The organism is Pseudomonas sp. Van50, assembly GCF_055390755.1.
Map to the genome: position 1 here is coordinate 4,456,786 of NZ_AP024343.1, position 15,124 is coordinate 4,471,909.

Below are 15,124 nucleotides of genomic sequence, written 5' to 3' on the forward strand. Positions count from 1 at the left end.
GACGCGCCCTATATCCAAGGATTGAAAGAGGTTGGTAAATGAAAAGCCTTTCATATAAAGAAGGTTTTCTGCATCGTTTTGTCGGTTTTTCGGAATCGTTCCCAGAGCAAGTTGCTATCCGGCACCTGGACACGGAAGAAGAGACCGTCACTTACCGCGAGCTGCGCATCAAGGCCGAAGCCTGCAACGGTACCCTGACGGCACTCGGTGTATTGCCAGGCGATAAAGTAGCGCTGGTGCTGCCTAACGGGGTGGCGTTCATCGCTTACTACCTGGCGATTATCGGGCGGGGTGCCATCCCGGTCATCCTCAACTACAAGTTGACTCCCTTCGAAATGAACAGTGTCGTCAGCCTCGCCAGGCCGACGCTGGTGGTCACGACCGAACCGTTGTGGGGACAACACAGCGAGGTATTCCAGCCGGACAACGGCGTCAGGCATTCCCTGGTGCTGGACGGTGGGAGCGAACCGTCATCGCCCCTGCCCGCCCATGCAACGGCCGCCTCTGAACTTCCTCGACAGCTCGAACCCTTGTCGTTGCCCGACGGCAATCCGATCGTCTCGGTGCAGTTCACCTACCGCGGTATCGGCAGGCCCCTGGCTGTTTCTCACCGCTACCTCGACCTGACGCAATCGAGCGATGGCCTGCACGAGCACTTTCACCTGCAGGGCGTCGGCTCGGTGCACCTGGTGACGCTACCGCTGTATGCCATTTTCGGCCTGTCGGTGATGATGGTGTTCCCTTTGAGCGTGGGCGCCACCCTGCTCATGACCAACACCCTGCTCAATCGCGACCTGGCCGAAGTCTTGTCCGAGCACCAGGTCACCTTCGCCTGCCTGGTGCCCGATGTCATCCGCTACTTCAATACGCGCCTGGCCAAACGCAAAGGCACGCCGTTGCCACTGCACCCGCAACTGATGATTTATTCCGGCGGCAGCCACCTGCCGGCCGATGAAGCCGAGAAACTGGGCAAGCTGCTGGGTTGCAACCCGGTGCTGCAAGGCTATGGCCTGACCGAAAGCATGCCGGTCATTGTCCAGAGCTCGATCGGCGAGGTCCACCGCGGCGCCATGGGCCAGCCGATCACCGGCGTGGAACTGCGCGTCGTCGATGCCGAGGGCCAGGACGTGGCACCCGGCCGCATCGGTGAATTGCTGATCCGCGGCGCGATGGTGATCGACGGCTACAACGATGCCGAGGACAGCAATGCCCGGTTCTTCCGCGAGGGCTGGTTCCACAGCGGTGACCTGGTCTGGCGGGACGACGCTGGGCATGTATTTTTCTTTTGCCAACGCCTGCGGATCTCGAAGATCAAGGCGCAGATGGTCGACCTGGTGGAAATCGAATCCATCGCCCTCAAGCACCCCGATGTGGTGCGGGCCAGGGCCTACATCGTCCCGGACCACAAGGAAGTCAACGTGCTGCACCTGTGCGTCGAAGGGACCGGCGAGCTGAACCAGAACGCGCTTTCCACCCTGCTTTCGCGCTACCTGTCGGGCTTCAAGCTGCCCAAGACCATCGAGATCATCTCGCTCAAGGAAGAGGCACATGCACGCTAACAGCACCCAACCGTTACTGGCCGTTTTCGACTTCGACGGCACATTGACCGACCGCCACACGTTCTGGCGCTACATGCGTTTTATCGTGGGTACCCGTTCGTTCTGGCTCAGGATCATTCCCCTGCTGCCCAAGATGCTCAGCGTGATCCTGGGCATCACACCGCTGATGCAAGCGCGCCTGGCTTTCATCGCCTGTTACCTGGGCGGGTTGTCGGTGGAACAAGAACGCGAGCACGCCAAGTACTTCATCAGCGAACAGCTCCCGCGCTGGCTCAGGCCCGAGGCGTTGCGGCGGCTGCAATGGCATCAATCCATGGGGCACGTCACCGCCCTGGTCAGCAACTCGCCGGAAAACTACCTGATTCCCTGGGGCCGGGTCGCGGGGTTCGACTATGTGTGCGGCACCCGCCTGGCCACGGCGAAGAACAAACTGACTGGCGGGATAGCCGGTACCAACTGTGTAGAGCGAGAGAAAGTCACGCGGCTCAAAGGCTGCCTGAGCAACCTTGATGATTTTTACATTTATGCCTACGGCGACTCATCGGGCGACGATGCCCTGCTCGGCATTGCCAACTCTCCCTTCTACAGAAACTGGTACTGATCGATGAACACTCTGAGCACGTTGGCCCCCCAGCATTTCAAGCGCCCTGGCAGCGCCCCGGCCGTCATGATCGTCGGCGCCGGCCCCATTGGCCTGTCCCTGGCAATCATGCTGAAAAAATGGGGTGTGGCGTTTCGCATCATTGAAAAGAACGCCGGACCCTCGACGGCGACCAAGGCCATGGCGATCCACTCCCGGACCCTGGAAATCTTCAGAGACCTGGGCGTTGCCGAGCAAGCCATCCACGACGGCTTCACGATCAACCAATTCTCCGTGCAGTCGAACGCCAGGCGGGTGCTGAACTACAACTTCTCCTACCTGGACGCGACCTATCCCCTGCTCTTGAGCCTGCCACAGCCGCAAACCGAGAAGATTCTCCTGGAGCGGCTGAAGGAACTGGGCGCCGAGGTGGAATGGAACACCGAACTGGTGGACATCGAAAACCTGCCAGGGTCGGTACGCATGACGCTCAAGCATGCCGACGGCACCGACGAAACCTTCACCAGTCGCTGGGTGGCCGCCTGTGACGGGGCTCGCAGCAACATCAGAAAACGCCTGGACATGACCTTCGAAGGTTCGTCCTACGACCGCTTCTTCATGCTGGCCGATGCCGATATCCAATGGTCCGGCAGCCAGGATGAGGGCGCGTTCTTCCTGGGTGCGCAGGACGGTTATGTGGCCGTCGCACCGATCAGCGCCCAGTCCCGTTATCGGCTGTTCATCGAAATGCCCTATAACCTGCCCCCCGAAGGCGAGCGCCCGTCCTTGAGCCTGGAGAACTTTCAGCGCCTGTGCGAAGGACGCGGGCAAAAGATGACGCTGTCCAATATCTCATCGACCACCATCGCCTCGTTCCAGCATCGCCGCGTGCAAACGATGCAGCAAGGCTCGGTGTTCTTGCTGGGGGACTCGGCGCACATCGGCAGCCCCATCGGTGGCCAGTGGATGAACCTGGGGGTTTCCGAGGCCTATAACCTGGCCTGGAAAATCGCTTATGTCGACCAAGGCCTGGCGGACCCGTCCTTGCTCGACAGCTACAACGAAGAGCGTTATCCGGTTGCCCTGGAAGTCGAGAACACCGCACACCGCCTGACACGGCTGATTACCGTTCGGCGGCGCGCCCTGGTCTGGCTGCGCGACCATGTCCTGCCGCTGTTGAGCAACCGCAAAAAGGTCCAGCGCAGGTTGCCGTCAATGATTTCCGGTCATCAGTACCACTATGACAAGAGTGACTACATCCAAGAATCGCTGACGAAGCAGCAGCGCCAGAACTGGAATAAAAAAGGCAAAAAACCCGAGTTCCAGACCGCCGCGCCCCGCGCCGGGCAACTGGCGCCGGATGTCGAGTTGTGGCAACTGCAAGGGCTGCCCACGAAACGCTTGATCGACCTGTTTCATGGCACGTTCACGTTGTTGATCTTCAGCGCGGCCGATCAGTTTTCGCCGTTATTGCCGGGCTACTACGCCTTGGCCGAGTCGGTGGAAAAGGACTACCCGGGCATCAAGGCCTATTGCGTGATCGACGCCCTGAGCAGCGCCGGGCTACCGGCCTGGCACTCGACACTGCTGGACCCCGATTGGCGATTGCACAAGCGCTACCACGCCAAGGAAGGCACGTTGATGCTGATTCGTCCTGACGGCTACATCGCTTTCCAGGGCGCCGATGCAATGACGCTGGTGACGTATCTGAACGTAAGGTCCGGGTTGCTCAAGGGTGCCAGAAAAACGCTGACTCGCGAGATCGACGCAATGGAACTCCAACTTTAAGTCGCTCCATGGCTACTGCCAGTTCGCTTCATTGATATAAACACGGCCCAGTCCTGGGCCGCGATTTCTGGTCTTTCTTCTGTATAGAAATATCGACCGACTTTGGTTAGGAGAACCTTATGCGCATGCAACTTAACGATGTGGTGCAGGAATTCATCGTGTCCAACGGAAGAATAGCCCACAGCTATTTCTCTCTGTCCGAAAAGATCATTGAATCATTGTGCGAATCCAATATCGCCAAGGAAGCGATATTGCTGCGGGTGTTGGAACAGGCCGAATCCGTCACGGCCCACTATTTCAATGCTCATCAACAAGTTCTCGAGGGTGTTTATGCCCATGGGATCGCCGCCCCCGTCAGCCAGAATGTTGCGGTGCTGGAGCCTGTTCACTCGAACCCGACAATACTGGCTCCGGTGCCCGCCGCCGAAACCGTCGAACAGGCCACCGCACTCAGCTACGGGCAATGGTTGCGCAGCGAAATCGGCACGGTGACCGGGTTCCAGGCGCAACAGATCGACTTCGATCAAAGTTTCGAAAGCCTGGGGATCGACTCGCTGGGGCTGGTGGATATCTTCGAATCCCTGGCCCAGCACTTCCCGGAAAAGAAAGCACTCACCTCGCAGCTCTTCGATGCCCCGACCCCGACCGCCTTGCTCGCACGGCTCGAAGCCGATCCACAGGCACCGGCGGTGGATGTCCAGGGCTGGGTACTCGATCAACTGGCGGCGATCACCGGCTTTACGGTCGAGCAGATCGACCCGACACAAAGCTATGAAAACCTGGGCCTGGATTCGCTGGTGCAGCTGGATTTCCTCGAGTCGGTAGTCGCCCTGTGGCCGCAGCTCAAGGCTCACAGTTCCGAGCTGGCCAATGCCAGGTTCCCGCAGGCAACCATCGCCCTGATTCAAGCGGCCCTGGCCGATCCCCAGCCACAAGCGACGCCTTGCGAGACGCCTTCCCCTGCCGCGACGAACACTCAAGGACAGGAGGAAAACCTGCTGTTCAACGCCCTGTCGCCGTTGATCCCGGACGCAGCGCAGGCGATCGATATCCAGACGCCCTTCGCACAACTGGGTCTCAACGGCTTTGCCCGGGAGACGCTCTGCCAATCCATGGCGCAGCAGTGCTCGGCCAGCGAATTTGCCGGTGAAGCGCTGATGTCCCGTCGCACGCCCCAGGATGCCTTGTCGCTGCTGGCCAGGCTGAGCTGAGCCCAGCAACAACAGGAATGGAATCCGGGTGACCGAACAGGTCACCCAGCATTTTGGCGATCAGGAGACAGGGTATGAGTGGCGCAGTAACGACAGCGGGCGATTTTTGCTTCAGCGCGATGGCGGGCGAGTTTCCGGGGGCACCGTCAACGGAGGCGCTCTGGCAGTTGCTCGCCCAAGGGCAGGTCGCACCGATGGAATCGATGCCGACACGCTGGGAAGTGGACAAGGCATCAATCTATTCAACCAAGGCCGGCGAGAAGGATCGCACGTATCTGGACAGCGCTTTTTGCCTGACCGACGACGCCTCGATCCCGTCACGGCACGAAGGACGGCAGGTCGCCATCGGCAAGAAGGTGCTTCAGACGCTGTTGACCCAACTCGCCGCACAAGGCTCGCCACTGGGCGGGGAACGCACGGCGCTGGTAGTCGCGACGTCTTGGAGCGACGAGAGTTATTTCGTCACCGGCATGTCCGGAAAAACCGCTGCGCCGCCGGGTTTTACACCGGGTGAACAAGTGGCGGCACTGGCCGCAGCCTTTGCCTTGGGCGGCCCGGCGTTATCGGTGGACACGGCCTGCAGTTCGTTCCCCTATGCCCTGGACATGGCCCAGGCGCTGGTCAACAGTGGCCAGGCGGACAACGCGATTGTCATGGCCCTCAACACCGTGCTGCCTCCGGCGCTGTTCCTCGGGTTCTCGCAGTTGACGGCATTTTCCGCACGGGCGCGGATGGAAGCTTTCGGCCAGGACGCCGACGGCATCGTGCCGGGCGAATGCGCGGTCGCGTTTCTGGTCGAACCCGTCGCCCAGGCCCTGACGGCGCAGCGCCATCCCCTGGGTGTCTTGCGCGCCTTGGGCATGTCCGCCGACGGTGCCGAGGGCTCGGTGTTCGCCCCCGGCAAACAGGCCCAGTACTCGGCTTACCAACGTGCCTATCGCGGCCTAGACCCAAGGCACGTGGACTACATCGAGACCCACGGCACCGGTACGCCGCTGGGGGATGCGACGGAGTTGGCCTCGTTGAACAGCTTCTTCGCCCCCCATCGCCCGGACGACCGGAAAATCACCATCGGTTCGATCAAGTCGGTCATCGGCCATCCCCTGGCCGCTGCCGGCGGCGCGTCGCTCGCCAAGGCCTTGATGATACTGCGCCACAAAGGCATTCCACCGCAGCCCGGCTACCGCCCCAGCACCAAGGTCGACGACACCTGCCTGCGACTCGCCACCCAGCAGGTGCAGCCTCTGCAAGCGCGTCCGTCGGCGCTCCGGATTGGCATCTCCAGCTTTGGTTTTGGCGGCGCCAACGCACACCTGGTGGTGGACGAATACCTGCCCGGCGACCACCCTGCCGCAGCCCCCGCAACCACCTCCGGCGTGCTGATGCTGGACCTTGCCATTGTCGAGGCTGAAGCCGCGCTGGGCAGCCACCGCTCGTTGCAAGCATTCCAGCAGCAGCTCGACCAACCCGCCGCCCCCTCCGTCGTGTTTCCTTATGGGCGCTTCGTCGATTACACCCCGGCTCCCGGTCAGCCTTTGCTGGGAAAATTCCTCGCCCAGGACCACGTCATCGATATCGACGGCTTCGGCATGGGCCCCAAGCCGCTGGCCCATGTCGATCCGTTCAAGCTGTTGATCACCGATCGCGTCAATCACTTGCTGCGGCGCTTGCCGGGCGTGGCCGGTTCGCCCGGCACCGCGATGGTCATGTGCTGCAACATGGGCGGCGAGCGCTTCAGCAACGCCTATAGCAGCGCCCACAACTTCTATTCCCGGGCACAAGGTGCGGCGCCGGGCGTCGAGGTGACCGACGTGGCAACCATGTTGCCAAACATGCTGTCCGGCTACCCGGCGCAGATTTTCGACTTCAAGGGTTTCCATCAGACCCTGGTCGGCACGGCAGGCCTGTTCTGGCAAACCTTGCTGGCCTCGCCGCAATGGTTCGACAACGGAATCACCACGCTCCTGCTCGGCGCCGGGCGTTTTTTCAGCGGTGAAATCGAGGTCGAGCGCGCTCGGTGCAACGCGACCCAGCAAGGTGAAGGATTGGGTTTGATCGCGCTGCGTCGCTATCAACCCCAGGCCACTGACAACCCGCTGCTGGTGATCCGCGCCGCGGTCCTCGCCCATGCGGCGGGCACGCTGGAAGAGGCTTGCCGGTTGTTGGGCAAAGCGCCCGGCCACTCTTTGCACGTTGAAGTCTGCGAGTTGCAGCCGGTTGCGACGCCTGCCAGCGGATCGCTGCAGGACATCACCGGTTTCCTCGCTGAAGCCAGTGGCATCGAAACCCTGCTGGCGGTGATGTTGCGGGGCGCGCCCCATACCGTGATCGAAGTGCGCGAGGCCGGCAAGGCGGTGATGTGGCTGTTTACCGAGCAGCTTCGCCGGTGGAACCCGACCACCGCCGAGGTCAGCTCGCCCATCAAGCATCCGTTCATGTTGCGCTTTGCCCATTCGTCATCCCAGGAACTGCAGCAAGTCATCACGCCTGTCAGCCTGGTCCGCGAGCCGCAGAACGATGGCGTCGACGTGCAGCAGCTCAGCGACATGCTCACCAGCACCCTGCTCTCCGGGCTGCGGGTACGGGTGCGCGCCATGGAAAGCCTGTTCGCCCTGCACCGGGGCGATACCGCCCAGCGCCCGACGCACTGGCAGCGCAGTGCGGAACATAGCGTGATCACCAACGCCCAGCGCAGCCATCAGTCGCTGCATGCCCAACTCGTGGTGAATGAAGCGCACCCGTACTTCTTCGATCATCCCCTGGATCACATCCCGGGCATCTTGCTACTGGAGGGCATGCTGCAACTGCTCGAACTGGCCATGCCGCCTCTGAGCGGACGGGTCGCCTACATCAAGACCCTGACGATCAGGTTCCAGCACTACGTGCAGAAGCAGGACACGGTCGACCTGCACGTCGAACAGGGCGAAGACCCCCTGGTGTTCAACGCGAAGGTCATGCAGGCCGGAAAAGTGATGTGCACCTGCGTCCTCGTCATGGCCTACAGCTCGGCATTCGAGACCTCGCCGGCTGGCGAATTCAGCGCCACGCCCTGCCGCGACAAGGCCCTGTTGCACAAGGCCAGGGCGGAAAACGTCATCGTCAGTGACATGAGCGGCATCGCCCAGGGCCTGAGCGTGGACACCGTGAAACTGCCGCCGGAACACTTCTTCCAGGCCGGCGATCCCCAGCACTATTCGATGGTGTATTTCCTCGAAGTGGCTCGCCAGTGCTACATGCAGATCGCCCACAGTCACCTGCGGATCCCGCTCAATACCCCGATGAACCTGCTGGCCTTGAGTTTCACCCTGGACCGGCCCATCCCCAGGAACAGCCCGCTGTCCTTGGCGCCGCAAGCCGGTTTCGATGCGTCGCTCCAGGCCTTCAAGACCAACCGCATCTATATCGACCTGTTCAACCGGGGCGAAAAAATCGGTCAAGCCAGCATTACCGCCCAGGTGCTGAGTCAATCGGCACCGGCAGCCTGAGCATGGAATGGATCTGCCCACCCGGCATGACCGTGCCCCCCACAACCAAGGTGTCGCCGTGAACGATGTCAACGTGCAAGTCATAGTCAAATCGCCCCCTTCTGAAATCTGGAAGCTCTGGAGCAATTTTCCCGAAGCGCCGCTCTGGGATACCGACGTCCGCCAATGTCAGCTCGACGGTCCGTTCCAGGCTGGAACCCGCGGTAGATGTGTCCTCAAGAATGGCTTGGAAATGCCTCTGAAACTGGAGGCCGTGAGTCCGCACGAAAGTTATCGCAACAGCGCCCGGCTGCTCTGGATCGACCTCGAATTCGACCATCGGATGCGCAGGCTCTCTGCCGATGAAACCCATGTCATCCATAGCGCAAAGATTTCGGGCCCGTTGAGCTTCCTGTACCGCGGGCTGCTGCGCAAAGCGCTGGCCAAGGCGATGACCACCGCACTGGACAACCTGTGCAGGCTGGCTGAACAACGAGCCATCGACACATCGGTGCACGGGAAAACCGCGACGCCCTTACACCTCGTATGAACGTCTTCGGACACGCTTCGCCTACTTATCGATAACAGCAACATTTCGGATCTAGCATGAACCTACAGAAAAACACCCGGTATCTTGTCATGGGCATCATTGGCCTGGGTGGTACCGCCCCGGCGTCGAGTTTCGCCGACACACTCGGCCCCTATGTCAGTGGCATGGGCGGCGTGAACTGGGTCGCTGAGCAGGACCTTAACCAGAACGACCTTGACTTCGTCGAGATGGAATTCAACCAACCGTTGCATTCCGGCTTCGCCACCGGCCTGGCACTGGGCTGGCGATTCCCGGTCGGGCTGAGGCCTGAAGTGGAACTGAGCTACCGCCGCAACACCCTGACTCAGTTCAATCACCGGGTCTACGAAGGTGGCGGCAGCATCGACGGCAAAGGCGAAGAGCAAGCCACCAGCCTCATGGCCAACCTCTGGTATGACGTCACGAACCTGCCAGCCCCCTTGAGCCGGTTCACCCCTTACGTCGGCGGTGGCCTGGGCTACGCCGTGCTGACCATCACCGGCCTGGAAGCCGGCGGCGTCGAGTTCGGCGACACCCATCGCGACACCGTCTCGGCCTGGCAACTCGGCACCGGGGTCGCCTACGAGCTCAGCGAGCATTGGTCCATGTCCCTGGATTATCGCTACTTCAAGACCGGTGAAGCGCACTTCGGCAACATCCAGGGCCTGCCCCAGGGCGATGTGAAAACGGAGTACAACGCCCAGTCCCTGATGCTGGGTTTGCGATACTGGTTGTAAGCGGTAGACGGAGCGGCGCCTTGCCTCATTCGCAGGGCGTCCGGTCGGTGACCGCGCCAGTACCCCAAACTGGAAAATTTTGAGAGGATGCATGCCAAGAACGCCATGGAATACAGGCTTTCCAATTTCCATCCCCGTGGCGGTCCGACATGTACATCCCTCTCTTCCAAAGCTTACAGGCACGCTTCGCCATCGTCGTGGCGCTGGTGGTGCTGCTGCTCAGTTGCATCTTCGGCACCGTTATCGGCGAGTCCTCCATTTCGCGGCTCAAGGAGCAAACCGGGCTGCAACTGAGCGAATATGCCTACTCGATGATCGATCGCCTCGATCGCGACATGAGCAACCGTTCAAAAGCGCTCACGGTCCTGAGCAAGCTGGAAACCCTGCGCAACACGGCGAACCCCGGCGAAGCACGCGCCCTGCTCGACCACCTTAGCCAGCAATTCCCGAACTATTCCTGGATCGGCCTCACCGACGCCCACGGCAAAGTGGTCGCTTCGACCAACGGGGTGCTCGCAGGCGCCGACATCTCGCAACGGCCGGTCTTTGCCAATGCGCGGGAAAAGACGTTCATTGGCGATGTCCACGAAGCCGTCCTGCTGGCCAAGTTGCTGCCGAATCCTTCCGGGGAAGCGATGAAATTCGTCGATATCAGCATGCCAATCAAGGACATCGGCGGAAATCTCACGGGGGTGCTCGCGACGCATCTTTCCTGGGAATGGGCTGCGGAAGTCGGCCGATCGCTTTTTGCCCCCCTGCAGGAGCGCCTGCCTGGCCTGGAGTTCCTGGTCATCAGCAAGGACGGCACCGTCTTGCTGGGCCCCAAGGACATGATCGGCAAGCCCGCCGGTGTCACGCTCGACGGGCGCGGACAAAGCTGGTCGGTCGAGCGCTGGCCGGACGGTAAGCTCTATCTGGCAGGTGCGGCGCAAAGTGTCGGTGTCGACGACTATCCCGGCCTGGGATGGACCGTGGTGACCCGCCAGCCCGCCGAGATCGCCTTTGCGGCTGCACGTGAGATGCGCAATGAAATACTCCTCTGGGGCGGCCTGCTGTCCATCCTGTTCGCGGTCATCGGATGGATCATGGCAGGTATTCTCACCGGGCCGGTGAACGTCATCGCCGAGGCTGCCGCGCGCCTTTCCGAAGGCGCCGATGTGGGGATTCCCTTGCTCAAGGGCACGCGCGAAGTCGAAACGCTGAGTGTCGCGATCCGGCACCTCGTTGATAGCCTCACCCGAAAAAGGGGTCAGTTGGCGGTGGTCGAGGGTATCGCCTACCGCGATGTCGTCACCGGCCTGCCGAATCGGGCAGCCTTGGAAAAGTACATCGAGGCGGTACGCAGCGAGGTCGACGTACAGCCTGGCTTCGGCGTGCTGTGCCTGGATCTGGACGGGTTCAAGCCCATCAACGATTGCTTCGGCCATGCCGTTGGCGACGCATTGCTCCAGGAGGTCGGCCTCCGGCTCCTGGCCGCTGTGCGCGATGGCGACATCGCTGTGCGCCACGGCGGGGATGAATTCGTATTGCTGCTGCGCCTGCGTACCGGAGAATCCTTGTCCAGCATGCAGGGTGCCGCCCAGCGCATCATCGCAAAACTGGCCGAGCCGGTCGTGCTGGCCGGGGAGTCGATCACGATCGGCTGCAGTATCGGCGGGACGCTGTGGACCGGCGGCGAGTTTACCGAGGCGCTGGCCCAGGCCGACGAAGCGCTCTACCGGGCCAAGCGTGCGGGCAAGTCCCAGGCGAAATTCCATGACACCTCGTTCACCGAGGCAGGACATACCGGAGCAAAGGTCTGAGGCGCTAGCGCAAGGTCTGAAGCGCCTCGCGCCCGGCAAAACGAGCAGCGGCCACCGCCCTGTTGGGAACGTTCAGCGCACGGATCAACGAAGAGACATGAATGCGCACGGTGAAGGGAGAGATCTCAAGCGCTGAGGCGATTTCCTTGTTGGTCTTGCCTTCGGCAATCAATTGCCAGACCTCTCGCTGCCGTGACGTGAGCTTGCTCATATCATCGTCGGAACCCAGTGGGAGCGGGCCCGAAGACTCGTACTTGACCAGCACTTCGCCACGGCGAATATCGGCGATGGCCTCGCCGACCTGGTCGGGAGAAAGGCTCTTGCCGACAAACCCGTCGACACCAGTGGCCATGACACGGCCAATGACATCGCTGTCATCCAGGGTCGAAACCACAATCATCACGGTGTGCTTGAGTGCCTGGCGCAACTGCGCGAGCTCGCTGATGGAGCCCAGGCCGGGAAGACGTATTTCAAGAATCAGCGTATCGAGAGGTTGTCCGTTCGTTGCCAGCGTCCGTACTTCCTCCAGGCTCCCTGCTTGTTCGATCATTGCGTCAGGTATCAGGCGTTCCAGCAACACCATCATCCCCTCTCGGAACAGCGGATGCTCATCTGCCACGATCATCCGGCAAATCTTCCGACCCGAGACGCGTCTCTCATCGCGTCCCATACTGCATCTTGACGACTTCACTGATTCTCTGCGCAACGCCATTGAACGGAGGCGTGACGGATCGGATCGACTGACCACGATAAGGTCCGTCCGCGGGAAACCAGTTCTGGACAACGACAACCTGTTTCGGCTGCCCGGCCGAAACCGAGCCCGTGGAGATTTCATTGGTGAATTTGCAGGTATCAAACGTCCCCAGGGCCGTCTTGATCGTTTCACGCCCGTTGTACGTCAGCTTCTCGACGACATCGAACTCCACCGCTCCCCCAGCGCTCACCGCTTTGTTTTTGTAGCTGACGGTGACGGTCTGCCCAGGTTGCAGATCAATCGGTGTGGAAGCGGGAGGCTGGTAGGTGGTGGTCACCAACGATGCCCCGGCACCATGGCGATCACCGTAACGAACCAGCCGACCGTCCTTGATCTCGGCGAAGGTCGTCGTCAGGAAAAACGGCGCATTGTTCAGGAACGACGTGTGCACCGAAGCCACCGGATTGGCGCCGGCAAACGCCTCGCGCCCGAGCGCCTCGGTTTTACCGCGACTGGTGGCTGGCGACAGGTTGTCCCGGCTTTCATACTCCACCACCGTCCCGGCCTGGAAATCCGCCTCGTTGGTGCAAGCCGCAGAGGATGTCTCACTGGCCGTGGCAGCCGACGCACCGGCGATCAAAGAACCCCAGCCACTGGCGACAAAGGCCGAGACGGCGAATGCCGTTGCGAGGCGCTTGCGATAAGCCGGGCAGATGCTGGACTTTCTGGCAGGTGTGCTTTTCAAAAAACAGATCCTTGTTCAAATAGGCTCGTTGCGACCGATCGAAAACCCGATAGCGCTCATAGGTTAGGGTCGAGTGCCGAGCGGCGCTATAGCGCAAGTGTGCTATAGGCTTTGCCCTCGTTCTGGATGGGGGTGATGATCGAGACTACCGATACGCGCCAGACCATGACATCATAAAGCCATCTTTTTTGATCGAGCCTGGACGTGCTTCATTCTTCAGCCTTGAAACCGTATCAGAGGCTTGTATGACCGAATCACTGGAGCGCTTTGTCCAGGCGCAAGCGTCAACCTATGACCACGCTTTGCTCGAGCTACGGCGCGGCCGCAAGGAAGGCCACTGGATGTGGTTCATCTTTCCCCAACTACGCGGCCTGGGTGTCAGCGAGAACGCCACCTACTACGGCCTGCGCGACCTGGAAGAAGCGCGCGACTATTTGCATCACCCGCTTCTGGGACCACGACTGGAGTGCGCAACCCGCGCCGTCCTGGACTCGGAAGTCGCGGTAGAGAAACTCCTGGGGACACTCGACGCCATGAAATTCGCGTCCTGCATGACGCTGTTCGCAGCGGCCGCGGGCGGGCATTGCGTGTATGCCCAGGCGCTGGAGGGTGGGGTGAATGTCGACTCAAGAACACTGGAACTACTTAAGGAGCAAGAGAGAAAAAATGTCTAATTACGAAACATGGACGTTGGTGGTCCAGGTGGCCGTGGCCCTGGTGGCCCTGCTGTCGATGTACCTGGTTGTTCGCCAGGTGGTCATCCTGACAGCACAACTGAAGGCGACTCAACAGGCTTCCGAGGCCCAGAGCATCATTTCGATTGTCGAGTTCCTGCAAGCCAGCCAGGCCCGCGATGCCCGGCAAGCGGTTCGCGCCACGCTGTCGACCCTGCATCATGACCAATGGGACGCAACCCATGTCCAGCATGCCTCGCTGACCTGTGCGAACTACGACGTCGTCGCGGCGTTATTGCGGGCCGACTTGATCAAGAACAAGCACATCATCATCGAAAACTGGGCGCCGAGCATCAAGCACTGCCACCAGATACTTGCCCCGTTCATTGAGACAAAACGCGCCCAGCCCGGCGGCGACCGAAAGTACTGGAGCAACTTCGACTGGCTGCGCGAGCAGTGCTCTAAGGTCTGACGGGGGTTGTGACAGTGAATCCAGAAGCCATTTTCGCTGAAACGGTGAAACGCCTGCGAGCGGCCAGGCACCTTGCCATTTTTACCGGTGCCGGCATTTCCGCACAAAGCGGTATCGCCACGTTCCGTGATCCCTCGACCGGCCTCTGGGCGCTTTACGACTCAAAGAAACTGGCCACCCCAGCCGCCTTCGCCAAAGACCCTGCGCTGGTATGGGCATGGTACAGCTGGCGCCGAACGCTGGTTAACGAAGCGCACCCCAATGACGCGCACCGAGCAGTCGCCAGGCTGACCCAGAGCTTGCCCCGCGTGACCGTCATCACGCAGAACGTCGACGACCTGCTCGAACGCGCCGGGTCCAAGGAGGTGATTCATCTTCACGGTGATCTGGCCAGCGCCCGTTGCTTCCAGTGCAACCGTCCCTACCTGGGCGCGTTGCCCGTGGACATCGGGCCAGACTGCGACAGCCTGGCCCCCCCGCGTTGCCCACACTGCGACGGCCAGATCCGCCCCAATGTCGTCTGGTTCGGCGAGAAAATGCCGGAACAGGAACTGGACCAGGCCTTCAGCGCGGCCCGCGACTGCGACGTCATGCTCTCCATTGGCACTTCTGGAGAGGTCTACCCGGCGGCACGGATTCCAACATTGGCAACCGAGCATGGCGCCTGGCTGGTGCATATCAATATCAAACCGATGGGGGCCGCTTCCGATAAAACGCTGGTGGGCGATGCGACATACTGGTTGCCGAGGCTGGTTGAGGCGTTGGGCTGAGAGGTGGCCTGCAAGGCTTGCCCGACACCGCTGAACTGAACCGGGAGGTCGTCGCCCAGG

The 15,124-nt window shown here is 61.1% G+C and carries 13 protein-coding genes; 11 read left to right on the forward strand and 2 right to left on the reverse strand.

What is annotated here, in order from left to right:
* Positions 1–38: 38 nt before the first annotated feature.
* The 8 genes from ACZ5M5_RS18725 (at position 39) to ACZ5M5_RS18760 (ending at position 11,709) form a co-directional block, all read left to right on the forward strand.
* Positions 39–1,559: a class I adenylate-forming enzyme family protein gene (locus ACZ5M5_RS18725; protein ID WP_464737783.1), complete on the forward strand. Its 1,521-nt coding sequence runs from the start codon at positions 39–41 to the stop codon at positions 1,557–1,559.
* On the forward strand, positions 1,549–2,160 hold the full coding sequence (locus tag ACZ5M5_RS18730) for an HAD-IB family hydrolase (RefSeq protein WP_464737784.1): 612 nt from the start codon (positions 1,549–1,551) through the stop codon (positions 2,158–2,160). Before ACZ5M5_RS18725 ends, ACZ5M5_RS18730 begins: the two co-directional genes overlap by 11 nt.
* 3 nt (positions 2,161–2,163) lie before the next feature.
* Complete coding sequence (locus tag ACZ5M5_RS18735) at positions 2,164–3,927, forward strand: FAD-dependent monooxygenase (RefSeq protein ID WP_464737785.1); 1,764 nt, start codon at positions 2,164–2,166, stop codon at positions 3,925–3,927.
* Positions 3,928–4,046: 119 nt separating this feature from the next.
* Positions 4,047–5,138, forward strand: coding sequence for an acyl carrier protein (locus ACZ5M5_RS18740; protein ID WP_464737786.1), 1,092 nt, complete (start codon positions 4,047–4,049; stop codon positions 5,136–5,138).
* A gap of 74 nt (positions 5,139–5,212) precedes the next feature.
* Complete coding sequence (locus ACZ5M5_RS18745) at positions 5,213–8,623, forward strand: beta-ketoacyl synthase N-terminal-like domain-containing protein (RefSeq protein ID WP_464737787.1); 3,411 nt, start codon at positions 5,213–5,215, stop codon at positions 8,621–8,623.
* Positions 8,624–8,630: 7 nt separating this feature from the next.
* A complete protein-coding gene (locus ACZ5M5_RS18750) occupies positions 8,631–9,152 on the forward strand; it encodes an SRPBCC family protein (RefSeq protein WP_464737788.1) in 522 nt (173 codons plus the stop codon).
* A gap of 56 nt (positions 9,153–9,208) precedes the next feature.
* Positions 9,209–9,907: an outer membrane protein gene (locus ACZ5M5_RS18755; protein WP_060741782.1), complete on the forward strand. Its 699-nt coding sequence runs from the start codon at positions 9,209–9,211 to the stop codon at positions 9,905–9,907.
* A 149-nt stretch (positions 9,908–10,056) separates the two neighbouring features.
* The gene (locus tag ACZ5M5_RS18760) at positions 10,057–11,709 is read left to right on the forward strand and encodes a sensor domain-containing diguanylate cyclase (protein ID WP_464737789.1); all 1,653 of its coding nucleotides are present in this window, start codon (positions 10,057–10,059) and stop codon (positions 11,707–11,709) included.
* Between the two features lie 4 nt (positions 11,710–11,713).
* On the opposite strand, the gene ACZ5M5_RS18765 is transcribed toward ACZ5M5_RS18760, so the two are convergent.
* Both ACZ5M5_RS18765 and ACZ5M5_RS18770 read right to left on the reverse strand, forming a co-directional pair.
* Positions 11,714–12,334 (reverse strand): LuxR C-terminal-related transcriptional regulator, encoded by a 621-nt coding sequence (locus tag ACZ5M5_RS18765; protein ID WP_464737790.1) that lies wholly within the window; start codon positions 12,332–12,334, stop codon positions 11,714–11,716.
* Between the two features lie 31 nt (positions 12,335–12,365).
* Positions 12,366–13,148, reverse strand: a complete 783-nt coding sequence (locus ACZ5M5_RS18770; RefSeq protein WP_464737791.1) for a hypothetical protein — start codon at positions 13,146–13,148, stop codon at positions 12,366–12,368.
* A 245-nt stretch (positions 13,149–13,393) separates the two neighbouring features.
* On the opposite strand from ACZ5M5_RS18770, the gene ACZ5M5_RS18775 reads away from it, so the two are divergent.
* From ACZ5M5_RS18775 to ACZ5M5_RS18785, 3 genes are read left to right on the forward strand one after another with little or no spacing between them, the layout of a single operon-like run.
* Positions 13,394–13,822: a DUF1810 domain-containing protein gene (locus tag ACZ5M5_RS18775; RefSeq protein ID WP_464737792.1), complete on the forward strand. Its 429-nt coding sequence runs from the start codon at positions 13,394–13,396 to the stop codon at positions 13,820–13,822.
* On the forward strand, positions 13,815–14,294 hold the full coding sequence (locus ACZ5M5_RS18780) for a DUF4760 domain-containing protein (RefSeq protein WP_060741778.1): 480 nt from the start codon (positions 13,815–13,817) through the stop codon (positions 14,292–14,294). The genes ACZ5M5_RS18775 and ACZ5M5_RS18780 overlap by 8 nt, the downstream gene beginning before the upstream one ends.
* Positions 14,295–14,308: 14 nt before the next feature.
* Entirely contained in the window at positions 14,309–15,064 is a 756-nt protein-coding gene (locus ACZ5M5_RS18785) for an SIR2 family NAD-dependent protein deacylase (RefSeq protein WP_464737793.1), read from the forward strand.
* Positions 15,065–15,124 lie beyond the last annotated feature (60 nt).